This is a genomic window from Caulobacter sp. CCNWLW153, assembly GCF_036889365.1.
Lineage (GTDB): Bacteria > Pseudomonadota > Alphaproteobacteria > Caulobacterales > Caulobacteraceae > Caulobacter > Caulobacter radicis.
In genome coordinates this window covers 64,417-79,303 of record NZ_JBAKFV010000014.1, presented here as the reverse complement: position 1 = coordinate 79,303, position 14,887 = coordinate 64,417, and the positions used below count along the sequence as shown (strand labels likewise).

Here is a 14,887-nt window from a genome sequence, read left to right as displayed (position 1 = left end):
AAAACCGCGTCAACCGGCTATGCGCGGGCGCCTTTCGCGGCTAGGTTTACTCGCCTGCGCGATGAAGGGGCTTGCGCGCTGCGTCGCTGTGAGAGGCCCCCTCGTCGTTCGCCTTGGGACAGTGGCTGCGTATGAAGCCTAAGAAGCGCCGACCGCTCGACTTTTCCACCCTGCCGGTGGAGACGCCCCGCGATGATGCGGCGCCTGCTTCTGGCCTGCCCGAGTCGGACCCGTCGATCTTCGCCGCCGCCGAGCCCGATCCCGACGCGCCGATCAGCGAGCCGGACAACGATCTCGACATCGCCGACCTGCCGGAGGCGGGTTTCCTCGCCGCGCCGCCGCGCGGCGCGCGTCCGCCGTCCTATCAGCCGCCGGAGCCGCAAGCCGAGCCCGCGCCAGAGCCCCTGACCTCGGCGATGGCGCCCGAACCCGCGCCTCAGCCGGAACTCGAGCCTGAAGCGCCGCCGCCCGCCGAGCCCGCCGCCGATACGTTGGAGCCGGTGCTGCGCGAGGATCGCTCGTCGGCGCGTCGCTCGTTCTTCCGCAGTTCGCCGCCGCCCGAGCCGGCCGTACCTGAACCGGTCTCGCCGCCGGAACCCGAACCCGCGGCCGAGGCGCCGCCGCCCGCGCCCGAATCCATGCCCGAATTCGCCCCGCCGCCGGAACCGCGAGCGCGCCGCACGCGCACGGCCGAGCGCGCGCCTGCCGACGACCTGTCGCCGCTGCCGACCTTCCTGACCGCGCCCGCCGCGGCCCAGCCGCCGGCTCCGCGTCCCGAGCCGGAACCGCCCGCCCGGTCGGAACCGGCCGCGCGTCCGCCCGCCGCCGAACGCCCGGTGCACGCGCTGTCTGAAAAGGCCGAACGCAAGCCGATGCCGGGCGGCGTCTACTGGAGCCTGGCCGTCTGCGTCGCCGCCCTCTGGGCCGTCGCGCCGGTGATGTTCGCCCTTGGTTATGGTCCCTCGCTGCCGTTGCCGGTCACCATGGCGGTGTTCGCCGCCCTGGCCGCGGGGCCTGCCGCCTTCATCCTGCTGGCCGCCTACATGCTGCGCCAGGCCATGGGCGTGTCGGCCGAGTTGCGTCGCACGCGCCAGCTGACCGACCAGTTGCTCACGCCCGCGACCCTGGCCGCCGCCGGGGCGACCGGCGTGGTCGACGCCCTCAGCGGCCAGATCGACGCGGCCACCAGCGCCGCCGACGCCGCCCGCGAGCGCATCATCACCCTGCGCCAGGCCTTGGCTGAAGAGACCGCCCGCCTGGTCGAGGCCGCCGATTCGTCCAGCCGCATGGCCAGGCAGCTGGCCGAGGGCCTGGGCCATGAGCGCGCCGCCATGCAGACGCTGTCGACCGCCCTCGACACCCAGTCGACCGCCGTGGTCGACGCCATCGGCAGCCAGGCGCGCATGGTCGCCGAGGCCTCAGACCTGGCCGAAACCCAGCTGCGCGAAGCCGAGGCCGCCTTGGCCGCCCGCGCCGCCGACCTGGCGGCGGCCGCCGCCGAGGCGTCCGACGCCGCCCGCATCGGGGCCGAGGACCTGTCGCGTCAGATCGCCCGCCTTGAGACCGCCGGCCAGGGCGTCGGCGACCAGATCGGCAGCGTCGAGCGCAGCCTGGCCTCGCAGCGCGCCGCCCTGGTGGCCGCCGCCCAGGCCCTGCGCGCCGACCAGGAGGATTTCTCCTCCGAGACCGAGACCCGCACCGCCCAGCTCACCGAGTTCGTGGCCTACACCCGCGTCGGCGCCTCCGAGCTCGGCGACATCGCCGCCATGGGCGCCGAGGTGCTGCGCGGCCTGATCGTCTCGTCCGGCGACCAGCTGCGCGAGATGGCCGAGGCCGCCCGCGCCGAGCGCGAGGCCCTGGCCGCCGAGACGCAGGCCGCCCTGGCCCGCCTGGAAGCCGCCGCCGCCGACCGCCGCGGCGACCTCGAGGGCGAGCTGACCCGCGCCATGAACGCCATCACCGACGCCGCCCAGCGGGCCGGGGAGGGCGTCGAATTGCGCGTCGAGACCGCGCGCGGCCGCGTCGACCAGCTGAACGAGATCGCCTTCTCGGCCGGCCAGAAGGCCGACGCCGTGTTCGAGTCGCGTATGCAGGAAGCTCGCGACCTGATCGAGAACGCGGCCCAGGTGGTCGAGCAGGCCGGCGCCCGCACCGCCCAGAAGCTGGCTGAGAGCGTCGAGACCGCCCGCACCGCCATCGCCGAGATGGAGCGCCTGCTGGTCGAGGCCGGCCAGAGCAGCGCGGCCCTGCCGGGCGAGGCCCTGGCCCGCGCCGCCGAGGTCCGCGCCCAGATCGAGAAGGGCATCGACGACCTGCGCGCCGCCGCCCGCCGCACCGCCGAGGAGACGGCGGCCATCGACCAGGCCTTCCAGGACCGCGTGCGCCGCAACTACGAGATGCTGAGCGAGGCGGTGACGCAGATGAACGCGGCCGCCGCCCAGACGCCGTCCTTCGCCGCGCCGAGCCGTGGCGCGGCGGCCCTGGTGCGTCCGCCCCAGCCGGCCCCGCAGCCCGCGCCGCAACCGGCCCCGCCGCCTCAGCAGCGCCAGGCCCCGCCGCCGCCTCCGCCGGTCCAGCCCGCGCCGCAGCCGCCGCGCGCCCAGACCCCGCCGCCGGCCTATCCCAACGACGACTTCGCGCCGCTGGAGCCGCCGCCGCGCCAGCGCCTGAAGCTGACCCCGACGGCCACCGACGACGAGTTCCGCACCATGTTCGACGCCGCTGGCGGCCGCGGCGCGGCGCCGGCTCCGCCCGAGCCCGCCCAGGACGAGGGCGGCTGGAGCTGGAAGAACCTGCTGGGCGACATGCAGGGCAGCTCGCCGGGCGACGCGGCCCTGGGCGAGAAGCTGGCCGGCGAAATCCTGGCCATGGGCATCGACCCATCGGCCCTACTGCCGCGCGGCCGCATCGACGAGATCGCCGCCGCGATCCAGACCCACGACGACAACGGCGCCCGCGAGGTGGTCAAGAAGCTGGCTCCGGCCGCGATCCGCCGCCTGGTCCGCCGCCTGTTCTCGGACGCCACGCTGAAGGCCAACGCCGAGCGCTTCGTGCGCCGCTACGCCGGCATGGTGAGCGAAGCCGCCCAGCAGGACCGCGAGGGCTTCCTCGTGGCCGCGCTGCTGGCCTCGGAAGCCGGCCGCGCCTACCTGCTGCTCGACGCGGCGGCCAGCGACCTGGCCTGATCTCGTGCTGAAGCGCGCCTTCGACTTCGCCGCCGCGGCGGCGGGCCTTGCCGCGCTGGCCCTGCCGCTGGCCGTCGTGGCCGTGCTGGTGCGGGCCACCTCGCCCGGCCCGGCGGTCTACTGGTCGCAGCGGGTGGGGCGGGGCAACCGCCTGTTTCCGATGCCCAAGTTCCGCACCATGCGGATCGACACGCCCGAGGTCGCCACCCACCTGCTGGACGACCCGCACCGCTGGCTGACGCCGGTGGGGCCGTTCCTGCGCAAGACCAGCCTCGACGAGCTGCCGCAGCTGTGGAGCGTGCTGGTCGGCCACATGAGCCTGGTCGGTCCTCGCCCGGCGCTGTTCAACCAGGACGACCTGGTCGCCGCCCGCACCGCCGCCGGCGTCCACGCCCTGCGCCCCGGCGTCACCGGCTGGGCCCAGATCAACGGCCGCGACGAACTGGCCATTCCCGAGAAGGTGGCGCTGGACGCCGACTACCTGGCCCGCGCCTCGTTCCTGTTCGACCTGAAGATCCTGCTGGGCACCGTCGCGCCGGTGGTGCTGGGCAGGGGCGTGCGGGCCTAGTTTCGGAACGGCGCCGTGTACGGAGCGTTGGCTCCGGTGCATCAACACGGAGACACGCCATGAAGCGGATTGCCCTGACCGCCGTCGCCTTCGCCCTCGTCGGCGGCCCGGCTTTCGCCCAATCGACCATCGCCCGAGACGAGACGCTGAGCGCCAAGGGCAGCTTCACCGTCGGCCAGATCGAGGACGCCGACGTCATCGACTCGGCCAACCGCAAGGCCGGCGAGGTCGAGCACGTGTTGCTGGACGCGGCCGGAAAGCCCACCGCCGTGGTCATCGAGATCGACCGCGTCGGTCCCGACAAGAAGGTCGTGGTGGCCCTGGCCGACGTGTCGGTCGCGCCCGAGCCGGGCGATCCGAACGACTATCTGGTGCGCACCAAGCTGACCAAGGACCAGCTGGCCAACCTGCCGGACTGGAAGCCGTAAGCTTCTCTCTTCCTGTCGTTCCCGCCCCTGTGGCGGGAACCCCTCTGAAAGTCGCAAGGGCGAGAGGGGCGGCGTGCCGAGCACGCCGCTTGCGTCTCACCTGCCAGCGGAACCAGGGTTTCCCGCCACAGGGGCGGGAATGACGGGAGTATAGTTTAGCTCAGCTCCCCATACGCCTTCTCGACCGCCGCCACGAACCGCGCGTCGCCCGCCAGTTCGGCCGGGAACACCGCCTTGACCGCCAGGAACGCCGCGACGTCGCCCTTGGCGTCGCCGGGCAGGGCCTGGACGACGGCCAGCAGGCGGTCGGCCAGCGGGTCGGTGACGGCTGCGCCCTCGGCGGCGCGCGTCTTCAGGAAATGGAACCAGGCGGCGATCGGCACGGCCAGGCGCTCGACGCTCCGGCCGGAGTCCAGCGCGTCCTTCACCGTGCCCAAGATGCGGAACGGCAGCTTCTGCGAGCCGTCCCAGGCGATCTGGCTGAGGAAGTGGCGGATCTCGGGGTTGCGGAAGCGATCGAGGATGGCCTCGGCGTAGGCGGCGAGGTCCAGCCCGCGCGGCGCGGTCAGGGTCGGGATGATGTCCTGCACCATCAGGTCGCGGGCCAGCGCCTCGAGGGCCGGATCGCCCACCGCCTCGAACACCGTCTCGTGCCCCTTCAACAGGCCGGCATAGGCCAGGGTCGAGTGCACGCCGTTCAACAGGCGCAGCTTGGCCCGCTCGAAGCCGCGTACGTCGTCGGTCAGGGTGACGCCCACGGAAGCGAGATCGGGGGCGCCGTCGCCCAGCACGTCCTCGACCACCCACTGGGTGAAGGCCTCGCGCTGGATCGGCCAGGCGTCGGCCAGCCCCGTCGCGGCCTGCACGCGCGCGCGCAAGGCGTCGTCGGTGGCGGGCGTGATGCTGTCGACCATGGTGCGCGGGAAGGCGGCGTTGGCCTCGATCCAGGAAGCCAGGGCCGGATCCACGGCCTGCGCGAAGGCCACCGTGGCCGCCTTCAGTCGCCAGCCGTTGTCGGCGAGGTTGTCGCAGGCCACCACGGCGTAGGGGGGCAGGCCCGCGGCGAAGCGGCGGCGCAGGCCTTCGACGATGTAGCCCACGGCGCTGACCGGCCGGCCGGGCTCGGCCAGGTCGTGAACGATGTCGGGGTGGGCGGTGTCCAGCTTGCCCTCGCCGGTCAGGGTGTAGCCCTTCTCGGTGACGGTCAGGGTGACGACGCGGGTCTGCGGCGCGGCCAGGCGCGCGAACACGGCTTCCGGGTCCTCCGGCGCGACCAGCACCTCCAGGATCGAGCCGATGACCCGGAAGCTGGTTTCATGATCCAGCTGGGCCAGGGTGTAGAGGCCGTCCTGCGGCGAGAGGGCGTCGCGCACGCCGGGGCTTTTCAGCGAGACGGCGCAGATCCCCCAGCGCGGGTCGCGAGCCAGCAACTGGTCGAAATAGAAGGCCTGGTGGGCGCGGTGGAAGGCCCCGGGACCGAAATGGACGACGCCGATCTCCACCTTGTCGCGCGCATAGGCCGGCAGGGCCACGCCGGGCAGGGCGGCGGGGAAGCTGGTGGCCGATAGGCGCAGGGCCTGGCTGGCGGCGGTGTCGGTGGTCACGGGGGCGCCTCGGTAATGATCCGGCGGGTCTTGAAGCCCGCCCGAGCGCCTAGATGAGCCAGGAAGACACCGGTGGCAATGGTGGTTTCGCAAAGACTTTCCGCTACGGCGCCCGATGGTTGGCGAAACGCGCGGGGCGTTATAATTTTCACATAAAACCGATGCGTGCATCGCCACCCTGGCCGGGTAGGGGAAGAGCATGCGTACGATTCTGACGATTTTGGCGTTGCTGGCTTTGGGCGCCTGCGGCCGGGTGCAGGCCGACACGCCCGCCGCCCAACGCCAGGCGGTGACCAGGGCCTGCCTGGACGGCGAGTTGCAGGCCTTCGGGCTGAAGCTCGACCGCGTGGGCTGCGCCTGTGCGTCAAACGTCCTGCAGGCCCAGCTGTCGCCCAAGGCGATGACGGCGCTGGAGGACTATGCGCGCGGTCGCGAGAAGGGTTTCGACGCGGCCCGGGCCGGGCTGAGCGGCGACGAGAAGCTGATGCTGGACCCCGAGCGTCCGGCCGGTGCGCCTGACCTTCGCAAGGTGGCGGCCGACTGCCTCTGATCGAGCGATCAGGGCCAACCAGACAACAGAGTGGGGAGACGATGCAGACCAAGCGCTACTTCGCCAGCCGGCGGGACTTCCTGGCCGCGGGCGGCTTCCTGGCGGCCAGCGCCGCCCTGGCGCCTGTCGCGGCCTACGCCCGCGATCCGCGCGTGGGAGCCTTGCCGCCGACGCCCGCCCCCGGTGGTCCGCCAGAGGCCCGCTGGGCGCAGCTGTCCAAGGCGCTTTCGGGTCGTCTGCTGCGCCTGGGCGACGCCGACTACCAGGTGATCGCCCTGCCCAACAACCTGCGCTACGCCCACACCCTGCCTCAGGGCGTGGCCCGCTGCGCCTCGGCCGACGAGGTCGGCTTCGCCGTCCGCTGGGCGCGCGAGAACGACATCCGGCCGATCATCCGCGGCGGCGGCCATTCCTATGCCGGCTATTCGGTCACCGACGGCCTGCTGATCGAGACCAGTCTGATCAACTACGCCCGCTACGACAGGACGACCGGGGTCGCCCGGTTCGGGGCCGGGGCGCGCAACCGCGACCTCTATCGCCTGCTGCGCGCCGAGGACCGCGCGGTGACCCATGGGCGCTGTCCGTCGGTGGGCGCGGCCGGCTTCCTGCTGGGCGGCGGCATCGGCTTCAACATGCGCGCCCACGGCATGGCTTGCGACCAGTTGGTCGAGAGTAAGATCGTGCTGGCCGACGGCGCCCAGCGCCGGCTCCTGGCCAAGGCCCCCGACCCCCGCGACGCCGACCTGTTCTGGGCTTGCCAGGGCGGCGGCGGCGGTAATTTCGGCGTCAGCACCGAGTTCGCCCTCCAGACCTTCGACGTGAAGGGCAAGGTCGTCACCGTCTTCGACCTTTCCTGGAGCCGCACGCCGGAGATCCGTCCCAGCGTCTCGGTCGAGGCGCTGGGCGCCATGCTGATGGAGGTGCTGAACGCCGCGCCCGGCAAGCTGGGCTCGCGGGTGTCGTTCGGGGCGATCACGCCGCTGCAGTACAAGGCCGGCTACGACGTGCCGATCAGCGTGCTGGGCCAGTACGCCGGCCCGCGCGACGAGCTGCTGAAGATCCTCAAGCCCGTGCTCGACGTGGCTGCGCCGACCGGCGGGGCCGGCATCAACGAGCTGCCCTACTGGGCCGCGCAGGACTTCCTGCACGAGGACGGCTTCGCCACCTTCTACCAGGAGCGCTCGGCCTTCGTCAGGAATCCGAAGTTCGGCGTGGAGGACCTGGCGCTGGGCTTCAGGCATCTGCGCCAGTGGCCCGGCGTCAACGGCTACTGCGACCTGCGGTTCTTCCAGACCGGCGGGGCGATCAATACGCCCAAGCCGACCGACACCGCCTTCGTCCACCGCGACAGCCATTGGCTGATGGTGGTGGGCCTCTACTGGAGCGAGGGCGACAGCCACAACAAGATCCTGCTCGACGCCAACCGCGTCTGGCAGGACGAGTTCTACACGGCCATGTGGCCGCGCGCCGGCGGCGGGGCCTACCAGAACTTCGCCGACCCCTCGCTGTCGCACGATCCCAAGAGGGCCGACTACTTCGCCACGGCCTATTACGGCGAGAACCTCGGCAGGCTGAAGGCCATCAAGGCCAAAGCCGACCCCGACCGGGTGTTCAACTTCAACCAGGCGATCCCGCGGCCGTAGGGAGGCGGCCGCTCAGGCTGCGTCCAGGCCGATGTCGAGCACCGGGGCCGAGTGGGTGAGGGCGCCGACGCTGATCACGTCGACGCCGGTCTGCGCGATCGCGCGGACGGTCGTCAGGTTGACCCCGCCCGAGGCCTCGAGCACCGCCCGGCCCTTGGCCAGCGACACGGCGGTCTTCAGGTCGTCCAGGCTGAAGTTGTCGAGCATGACCACGTCGGGACCGTGCTTCAGGGCGTCTTCCAGCTGGTCCAGGCCGTCGACCTCGACCTCGACCTTGACCAGGTGGCCGGCGAAGGCGCGGGCCCGGCGGACGGCCTCGCCCACCCCGCCGCAGGCGGCCACGTGGTTGTCCTTGATCAGGATCGCGTCGTCGAGGCCGAAGCGGTGGTTGACGCCGCCGCCGCAGCGCACGGCGTACTTCTCCAGCGCCCGCAGGCCAGGCGTGGTCTTGCGGGTGTCGACGATGGTCGCGCCCGTGCCCTCGACGAGGCGCACATAGGCCCGCGTCAGGGTGGCGATGCCCGACAGGCGGCCCAGCAGGTTCAGGCCCGTGCGTTCGGCGGCCAGCACGGCGCGGGCGTTGCCCTCGGCGCGGGCCAGCACGGTTCCCGGCGCGGCGTCGGCGCCGTCGGGCGTGACCACCTCGAAGGTCGCGGTCGGGTCGAGGGCGGCCAGCGACAGGCGGGCGCACGACAGGCCCGCGACCCGGCCGTCCTGGCGGCTGGCGAACACCACCGAAAGTCGGGCGTCGGGATCGATGCAGGCCAGGCCCGTGATGTCGCCGGCCCGGCCCAGATCCTCGGCCAGGGATAGATCGACGATGGGGCGGATCAGGAGGTCGGGCAGCGGCTCGATACGGGGAGGGACGGTCAAAATACGCTCTTCAGGGCAATGTCGGCGTCGGGAGCGAACAGCGGCGAGACGCTGTCGTCGGGGCTAAGGATCTGGCGCTCGGTCCACTCGCCCTCGAACGGACGGCGGAAGACGTGAAACTGGGCGTGCCTGACGTCGATCACCCAGTATTCGGCGATCCCGGCGGCGGCGTAGGCGCGGCTCTTGGAGCCGAGGTCGCGCTTGAGGGTGGCCAGCGAAGACTCGATGACCAGGAACACCTGATCGGCGCGCATGAAGAAGCCTTCGGCGTCGCGGGCGATCACCGCGCCGTCCGGGTCGAAGGCCGAGATATCGGAAACGCGGACCGTACCGCCGTTGAGCACTTCGTAGCGGTCGGTCAGGCCCAACCGCGAGAGGGCCAGGTTCAGCGCGAGCGACAGACGGGCGGCGGTCCGCGCATGGGGCAGCGATTCCGACGACATCCGCACCAGCCTTCCGTCTTCGAGTTCCACGCGGGTGGCGTCGTCGCGATCGAAAATTCCGGCCCGGAGCATGGTCTCCAGGTCGTCGACGGTCAGCAGGAACTCGGTCACGCCCTGCTCGGCGAAGCCTTCGGCCGCGCCGTCGAAAGGGCTGTCAGATGGACCGAGGTTGGTGCTCATGGTCGCGTCTCCGTTCCCCTTACGTACCACTACTCGGCGGCGTGGCGCAAACCGGCCTGGACGGGGTCGAGGGTGACGAAGGTGCGGGCGGGGACAGCCTTTTCGGGGAAGTCAGACCGATAGTGACCGCCCCGGCTTTCCTGGCGGGCCAGGGCGGCGTCGACGATCAGGCGGGCGGCGACCAGGGGCGGGCAGGGGCCGTGAGCCGCTTCCAGAACGGCGATCTCGGCCTGCAGGCAGGCCAGGCCCGCCGCGTCGCGGATGACGCCGGCGTCGCGGCTCATGGCTTTGCGCAGGGCCTGGAACGCCTCGTCCGGCAGGTCAGGCAGCGGCGCGAGAGAGACGGTCTCGCCGCCGGCCTCGCCCTCGAGCGCGGCCGCGCGGCCGGCGCGGGCCCCGAACACGGCCGCTTCCAGCAGGCTGTTGGAGGCCAGGCGGTTGGCGCCCTGCACGCCGGTGGAGGCGCATTCGCCGGCGGCGTAGAGGCCAGGCAGGCTGGCGCGGCCGTCCAGGTCCGTGGCTACGCCGCCCATGTGGTAGTGCACGGCGGGCACGACGGGGATCATCTCGCGGCGGGGGTCGATCCCGGCGCTCTGGCAGGCCTCGAACACGGCCGGGAACTCGTGGGGGAAATGGCCGCCCACCGCCGTCGTGGCGTCGAGGAACGCGCCCCGGCCGGCGGCGCGCTCGGCATGGATGGCGCGGGCCACCACGTCGCGGGGCGCCAGTTCCTTGGCCGGGTGATAGTCGGCCATGAAGGCGCGGCCATCCGTATTGCGCAGGATCGAGCCTTCGCCGCGCAGGGCTTCGGTGGCCAGGGGCGCGGGATCGCGGCCGATGTCGATCGCGGTGGGGTGGAACTGCACGAACTCGGGATCGGCGATCTCGGCACCGGCCAGGGCGGCCAGGCCCAGGCCCTCGCCGCGCACCTGGGCGGGCGTGGTGGTCACCGCATAGAGGCCGCCGACACCGCCGGTGGCCAGGATCACCGCATGGCCGCGGATCTCGACCAGGGCGCCGTCGATCTCGGCGAGTACGCCGACCACACGGCCGGTGTCGTCCTGGAGCAGGCGGCGGGCGCGGGCGTTCTCGCGCACATCGATGGTCGGCGTCGTGCGCACCGTGGCGATAACGGCGGCCATGATCGCCGCGCCGGCCCCGTCGCCGCCCACGCGGGCGACGCGGGCCTTGGAGTGGGCGGCTTCGAGGCTGAGCACGAAGTCGCCGTCCGGCTTGCGGTCGAACGGCGCGCCGATGGCGGCCAGGGCGCGGACGGCGGCGGGGCCTTCGCGGGTCAGCAGCGCCACGGCGTCGCCGTCGCAGAGGCCGGCGCCGGCGGCGATGGTGTCGGCCGCGTGCAGCGACGGGGTGTCGTCGCCGGCCAGGGCCGCGGCCAGCCCGCCCTGCGCCCAGGCGCTGGAGCAGCCGGTCGCCAGCGGCGTCGGCGACAGCACCAGCGCCGTCCTGGCCGCGAGCGCCGCGCTTAGGCCGGCCAGGCCGGCGCCGAGGATCACGGGGCCGTCGAAGGTGATGCGTGCGGCCATCTCATACTCCACTCCCTTTCCCCTTGATGGGGGAAAGGGCCGGGGATGGGGGTGAACACGGCGGTTCGGCCATCCGAGAAAGACGAGGGGAGGGCGTTGAAGCGGACAGGCCGCGTCACCCCCCATCCCAACCCTTCCCCCATCAGGGGGAAGGGAGTTTAAATCAGCTCCACATCCACGTGGTGGCGCGCCTTGACGAGGTCGTAGCGGGCCGGGGCGGCGGGCGGGGGCAGGTCGATCATCCGCTGCACGGCCTGGCGGGCGCGGTCGAGGACGTCGGCGTCGACCGTGACCTCGTACTGCTCGTGAACCAGGGCGTCGTAGATGTTCTGCAGCGTGATCCGCTTCATGTGCGGGCACATGTTGCAGGGGCCGATGAACTGGGTCCCGGGGCTTTCGGCCTGGACGTTGCTGGCCATCGAGCACTCGGTGATCAGCACCACCTGAGCGGGCTTCCGCGCGGCGACGTAGTCGTTCATCGCCGCGGTCGAGCCGGCGAAGTCCGCGGCCTCGAGGATCTCGGCCGGGCATTCGGGGTGGGCCAGCACCTCGGCGCCGGGCCAGGCCGCGCGCATGTCGGCGATGTCCTGGGTCGTGAAGCGCTTGTGCACCTCGCAGTGGCCGGCCCAGGCGATGATCTTGACGTTCGTCTGGCGGGCGACGTTGCGGGCCAGGAACTCGTCGGGGATCAGGATGACCTTGTCGGTCCCCCATTCCTTGGCCGCCCACTCCACCACCTGCACGGCGTTGGCGCTGGTGCAGCAGATGTCGGTCTCGGCCTTCACGTCGGCGGTGGTGTTGACGTAGGTGACCACCGGCACGCCCGGATGGCGCTCCTTGATCAGCCGCACGTCCGCGCCCGTGATCGACGAGGCCAGCGAGCAGCCGGCCAGCAGGTCGGGGATCAGGATCTTCTTCTCGGGGCTGAGGACCTTGCTGGTCTCGGCCATGAAGTGCACGCCGGCCTGGACGATGATCGCCGCATCGCTCTTGGCGGCTTCCTTCGCCAGGGCCAGGCTGTCGCCCACGAAGTCGCCCACGCCGTGGAAGATGTCCGGCGTCATGTAGTTGTGGGCCAGGATGGCGGCGTTCTTCTCGCGCTTGATCCGGTTGATCTCCGAGATCAGCGGCGCCTGCAGACGCCACTCCATCGGGGTGACGTGGTGCTTGACCTTGTCCCAGACGGCGGCGGTTTCCGCCTCGATATCGGCGGTGAAGGCGAGGGGCGCGAAACCGTCGGCCATGTCGTCCTCTCTTATGCTCAAAGTGAGCATTTCCTGGGCCTCAAAAAACGCCGGGCAAAGGTTGCGGCTCCGTCCAGCGTCGCGACTTATGCTGAAAATGAGCATAAGGGGCTATCCACATATAGCCGCTCGTTCCGGGAATGCAAAGCATGCGGACGAAAAATCGCGCGACCCCGTCCAAGCCCGCCCCGAAGGTCCAAGGGCAGGTCAGTGCGGGCGGCGGGTCTCGAAGGCCTGGTCTATGGCCCGCACCAGGGCGTCCAGGGCATACGGCTTGCGCAGAAGGGGCCAAGGCGCGGCGCGGGCTTCCGCCAGTTCCTGGCCGGTGTAGCCGGAACTCAGCAGGATCGGCAGCTCGGGCCGCTCCGCCGACAGGATCGAGGCCAGGTCCACGCCGCTCTTGTCGCCGGGCATCATCACGTCGGTGAGCAGCAGGCCAAGGTCGGGATGGGCGCGGGCCATGCTGAGCGCTTCGTCGGCGTCGCCGGCCCGGCGCACGTTGTGGCCCAGCTCTATCAGCATGGCCTCGACCAGGTCGCCGACCTCGACATCGTCTTCGGCCAGCAGCACCTCGACGCCCGGTCGCGGGGCGGGCGGGGCCACCGGCGCCGCCTGCAGGATCGCGCCCTCGTGGCTGGCCGGCAGCAGCAGCGACACCGTCGTGCCCTGGCCCGGCTTGGAGGCGATCTCGACCTCGCCGCCGCTCTGGCGCACGAAGCCGTAGACCTGCGACAGGCCCAGCCCCGTGCCCTTGCCCGAGGCCTTGGTGGTGAAGAACGGCTCGAAGGCGCGGGCGATGGTGTCGGCGTCCATGCCCTTGCCCTCGTCGCGCACCGCGACCCGCAGGTAGGCGCCGGGCTTGAGTTCGCCGCGCGGCCTGTCGAGGGTCTCGGGGCCTGACTCCACGACGATCGCGCCGCCCGGGGGGCTGGCGTCGCGGGCGTTGACCACCAGGTTCAGCAGGGCGGCCTCGAACTGGCCGGCGTCGATCCGCGCCGTGCGCGTGCCCGAGCCCAGGCTCAGCTTCAGCGGCAGCACCTCGCCGACGGCGCGGCGCAGCAGGGCCTCGCTTTCGGCGATCAGGCGATCGACGCGGCAGATCTCGGGATTGAGCGGCTGGCGACGGGCGAAGGCCAGCAGGTGCTGGGTCAGTTTTTCGCCGCGGCGGGCGGCCGTCATCGCAGCGTCGATCATCTTGTCGCGCCGGCGAGCGTCGTCGGGATGGCGCTGCACGGCGTCCAGGGCGCCGATGACCACGGTCAGCAGGTTGTTGAAGTCGTGGGCCACGCCGCCGGTCAACTGGCCGATGGCTTCCAGCTTCTGGGCCTGGCTGAGCGCGGCCTGGGCCAGGTCCCGTTCGGCGACGGCGGCGTCGACCTTGTCGGCCAAGAGCTCGTTCATGCCCGTCAGCTTGGCCTCGGCCTCCTTGGCGTCGCTGACGTCGAAGGCGATGCCGATGAAGCCGGCGAAGCTTCCGCCTGGGCCGTAGCGCGGCTGCGAGAACGACTTCAGCCACCGCCACTGGCCGTCGGGCCGCCGATAGCGCGCCTCCAGGCTGAACGGCTTGCGCGAGGCCTCGCCGGCGATCTGGGCCTTGAGGATGGTCGGCAGGTCCTCGGGATGGATGCGGGTGCGCCAGTCCAGCGTCAGGGCGTCGCGATAGTCGGCGCCGGCGAAGTCCACATAGGCGGCGTTGACGAACTCCCGAGAGCCGCCCATGCCGGTGATCCACATCAGGGCCGGGGCGCTGTCGGCCAGGGCGCGGAAGCGGGCCTCGCTCTCGCGCAGGCCTTCCTCGGCCTGGCGGCGCTTGGTGACCTCGAAATTGACGCCCAGCACGCGCACGGCCCGTCCCGCGGCGTCCCGCTCGATCCGGCCCAGGCCGTGGATCCAGCGCTCGCCGTCCGGCCCGTCGACCAGCCGGTACTCGACCTCGTAGAGCGGCCCGCTCTTGATCGCCCGCCTGATCTCCTCCTGCACCCGGGGGCGGTCCTCGGGATGCACCGCGGAGGCCACCTGCTCGAAATCCAGCGGCCCCTCCAGCGGCAGGCGCAGGTTGCGCCGCGCGGCCGGCGACAGGAGCAGGGCCCCGGTGGCGACGTCCCATTCCCAGGGGCCGACGCCGGCGGCGGCCTGGGTCACGTCCAGCCGCGTCTCGGCGTCCTGCTGGCGGCGACGGGCCTCGGCCAGGCCGATCACCGCCGCGCGCATGCCGTGGGCCACCGCCGTCGTGGCCGTGGCCGAGACCAGGTAGAGCACCATCGAGGCGGTCTGCGGCTCGCTCAGGGTGTCGGCGTAGCGTCCGGCCCACAGCCACCAGCCCAGCGCGGCGCCGCTGGCGATCGGCACGAGCCCCCAGCGCCAGCCGGCGTACAGCGTCACCAGCACCATGGCCGGGAAGAAGGCCTGGGTCGCGCCAAGGGTCTGGTCGGGGCCCAGAAGGGCGAAGCGCATGCCCAGCGCCGCCAGCGTGGCCACGATCGCGGCCAGGGCCGCCCGCCAGAACGGCGGAGGAACCTCTGGTATGAGCCACGCGCTTAGCAGGGCGGACGCCGCAGGGCGCGGCGTCGGCGTGGGGGCGAGCGGATCGTTTTTGTTCATTCTTGCTCCGCGCTCATGAGCAGG

Annotated in this window: 11 protein-coding genes; 5 read left to right on the top strand and 6 right to left on the bottom strand. The window is 72.0% G+C overall.

Annotated elements, in window-relative coordinates:
• The first annotated feature begins 131 nt into the window (after nucleotides 1-131).
• Genes V6S85_RS20320 through V6S85_RS20310 form a run of 3 tightly spaced genes read left to right on the top strand, consistent with a single transcriptional unit; the run spans nucleotide 132 to nucleotide 4,181 of the window.
• Nucleotides 132-3,185, top strand: a complete 3,054-nt coding sequence (locus tag V6S85_RS20320; RefSeq protein WP_334350056.1) for a polar localization protein TipN — start codon at nucleotides 132-134, stop codon at nucleotides 3,183-3,185.
• A 7-nt stretch (nucleotides 3,186-3,192) separates the two neighbouring features.
• Nucleotides 3,193-3,753, top strand: coding sequence for a sugar transferase (locus V6S85_RS20315; protein WP_116565019.1), 561 nt, complete (start codon nucleotides 3,193-3,195; stop codon nucleotides 3,751-3,753).
• Nucleotides 3,754-3,812: 59 nt separating this feature from the next.
• The gene (locus tag V6S85_RS20310; RefSeq protein ID WP_334350055.1) at nucleotides 3,813-4,181 is read left to right on the top strand and encodes a PRC-barrel domain-containing protein; all 369 of its coding nucleotides are present in this window, start codon (nucleotides 3,813-3,815) and stop codon (nucleotides 4,179-4,181) included.
• 155 nt (nucleotides 4,182-4,336) lie between these two features.
• Here V6S85_RS20310 and V6S85_RS20305 read toward each other — a convergent pair whose 3' ends face one another.
• A complete protein-coding gene (locus V6S85_RS20305) occupies nucleotides 4,337-5,785 on the bottom strand; it encodes a mannitol dehydrogenase family protein (protein WP_334350054.1) in 1,449 nt (482 codons plus the stop codon).
• Nucleotides 5,786-5,984: 199 nt separating this feature from the next.
• On the opposite strand from V6S85_RS20305, the gene V6S85_RS20300 reads away from it, so the two are divergent.
• Both V6S85_RS20300 and V6S85_RS20295 read left to right on the top strand, forming a co-directional pair.
• Nucleotides 5,985-6,335 (top strand): hypothetical protein, encoded by a 351-nt coding sequence (locus V6S85_RS20300; protein WP_133244713.1) that lies wholly within the window; start codon nucleotides 5,985-5,987, stop codon nucleotides 6,333-6,335.
• A gap of 41 nt (nucleotides 6,336-6,376) precedes the next feature.
• Nucleotides 6,377-7,978 (top strand): FAD-binding oxidoreductase, encoded by a 1,602-nt coding sequence (locus V6S85_RS20295; protein WP_334350053.1) that lies wholly within the window; start codon nucleotides 6,377-6,379, stop codon nucleotides 7,976-7,978.
• Between the two features lie 12 nt (nucleotides 7,979-7,990).
• Here the strand turns inward: V6S85_RS20295 and nadC are convergent, their stop codons facing one another.
• The 5 genes from nadC to V6S85_RS20270 all read right to left on the bottom strand — a co-directional run bounded on the left by nadC (nucleotide 7,991) and on the right by V6S85_RS20270 (nucleotide 14,863).
• The gene (nadC, locus tag V6S85_RS20290) at nucleotides 7,991-8,833 is read right to left on the bottom strand and encodes a carboxylating nicotinate-nucleotide diphosphorylase (RefSeq protein ID WP_116565017.1); all 843 of its coding nucleotides are present in this window, start codon (nucleotides 8,831-8,833) and stop codon (nucleotides 7,991-7,993) included.
• 14 nt (nucleotides 8,834-8,847) lie between these two features.
• Complete coding sequence (locus V6S85_RS20285; RefSeq protein WP_334350052.1) at nucleotides 8,848-9,474, bottom strand: Uma2 family endonuclease; 627 nt, start codon at nucleotides 9,472-9,474, stop codon at nucleotides 8,848-8,850.
• Nucleotides 9,475-9,503: 29 nt separating this feature from the next.
• Nucleotides 9,504-11,018, bottom strand: a complete 1,515-nt coding sequence (locus V6S85_RS20280; RefSeq protein WP_334350051.1) for an L-aspartate oxidase — start codon at nucleotides 11,016-11,018, stop codon at nucleotides 9,504-9,506.
• Between the two features lie 158 nt (nucleotides 11,019-11,176).
• Nucleotides 11,177-12,262, bottom strand: a complete 1,086-nt coding sequence (gene nadA, locus V6S85_RS20275; RefSeq protein WP_334350050.1) for a quinolinate synthase NadA — start codon at nucleotides 12,260-12,262, stop codon at nucleotides 11,177-11,179.
• Nucleotides 12,263-12,469: 207 nt separating this feature from the next.
• A complete protein-coding gene (locus V6S85_RS20270) occupies nucleotides 12,470-14,863 on the bottom strand; it encodes a PAS domain-containing protein (protein WP_334350049.1) in 2,394 nt (797 codons plus the stop codon).
• Nucleotides 14,864-14,887 lie beyond the last annotated feature (24 nt).

Bases quoted from the DNA above. Each gene is read 5' to 3' on its own strand.
- V6S85_RS20295 (WP_334350053.1), top strand. From the start codon at position 6,377: ATGCAGACCAAGCGCTACTTCGCCAGCCGGCGGGACTTCCTGGCCGCG.
- V6S85_RS20310 (WP_334350055.1), top strand. From the start codon at position 3,813: ATGAAGCGGATTGCCCTGACCGCCGTCGCCTTCGCCCTCGTCGGCGGC.
- V6S85_RS20280 (WP_334350051.1), bottom strand. From the start codon at position 11,018: ATGGCCGCACGCATCACCTTCGACGGCCCCGTGATCCTCGGCGCCGGC.
- V6S85_RS20300 (WP_133244713.1), top strand. From the start codon at position 5,985: ATGCGTACGATTCTGACGATTTTGGCGTTGCTGGCTTTGGGCGCCTGC.
- V6S85_RS20285 (WP_334350052.1), bottom strand. From the start codon at position 9,474: ATGAGCACCAACCTCGGTCCATCTGACAGCCCTTTCGACGGCGCGGCC.
- nadA (WP_334350050.1), bottom strand. From the start codon at position 12,262: ATGGCCGACGGTTTCGCGCCCCTCGCCTTCACCGCCGATATCGAGGCG.
- V6S85_RS20320 (WP_334350056.1), top strand. From the start codon at position 132: ATGAAGCCTAAGAAGCGCCGACCGCTCGACTTTTCCACCCTGCCGGTG.
- V6S85_RS20270 (WP_334350049.1), bottom strand. From the start codon at position 14,863: ATGAACAAAAACGATCCGCTCGCCCCCACGCCGACGCCGCGCCCTGCG.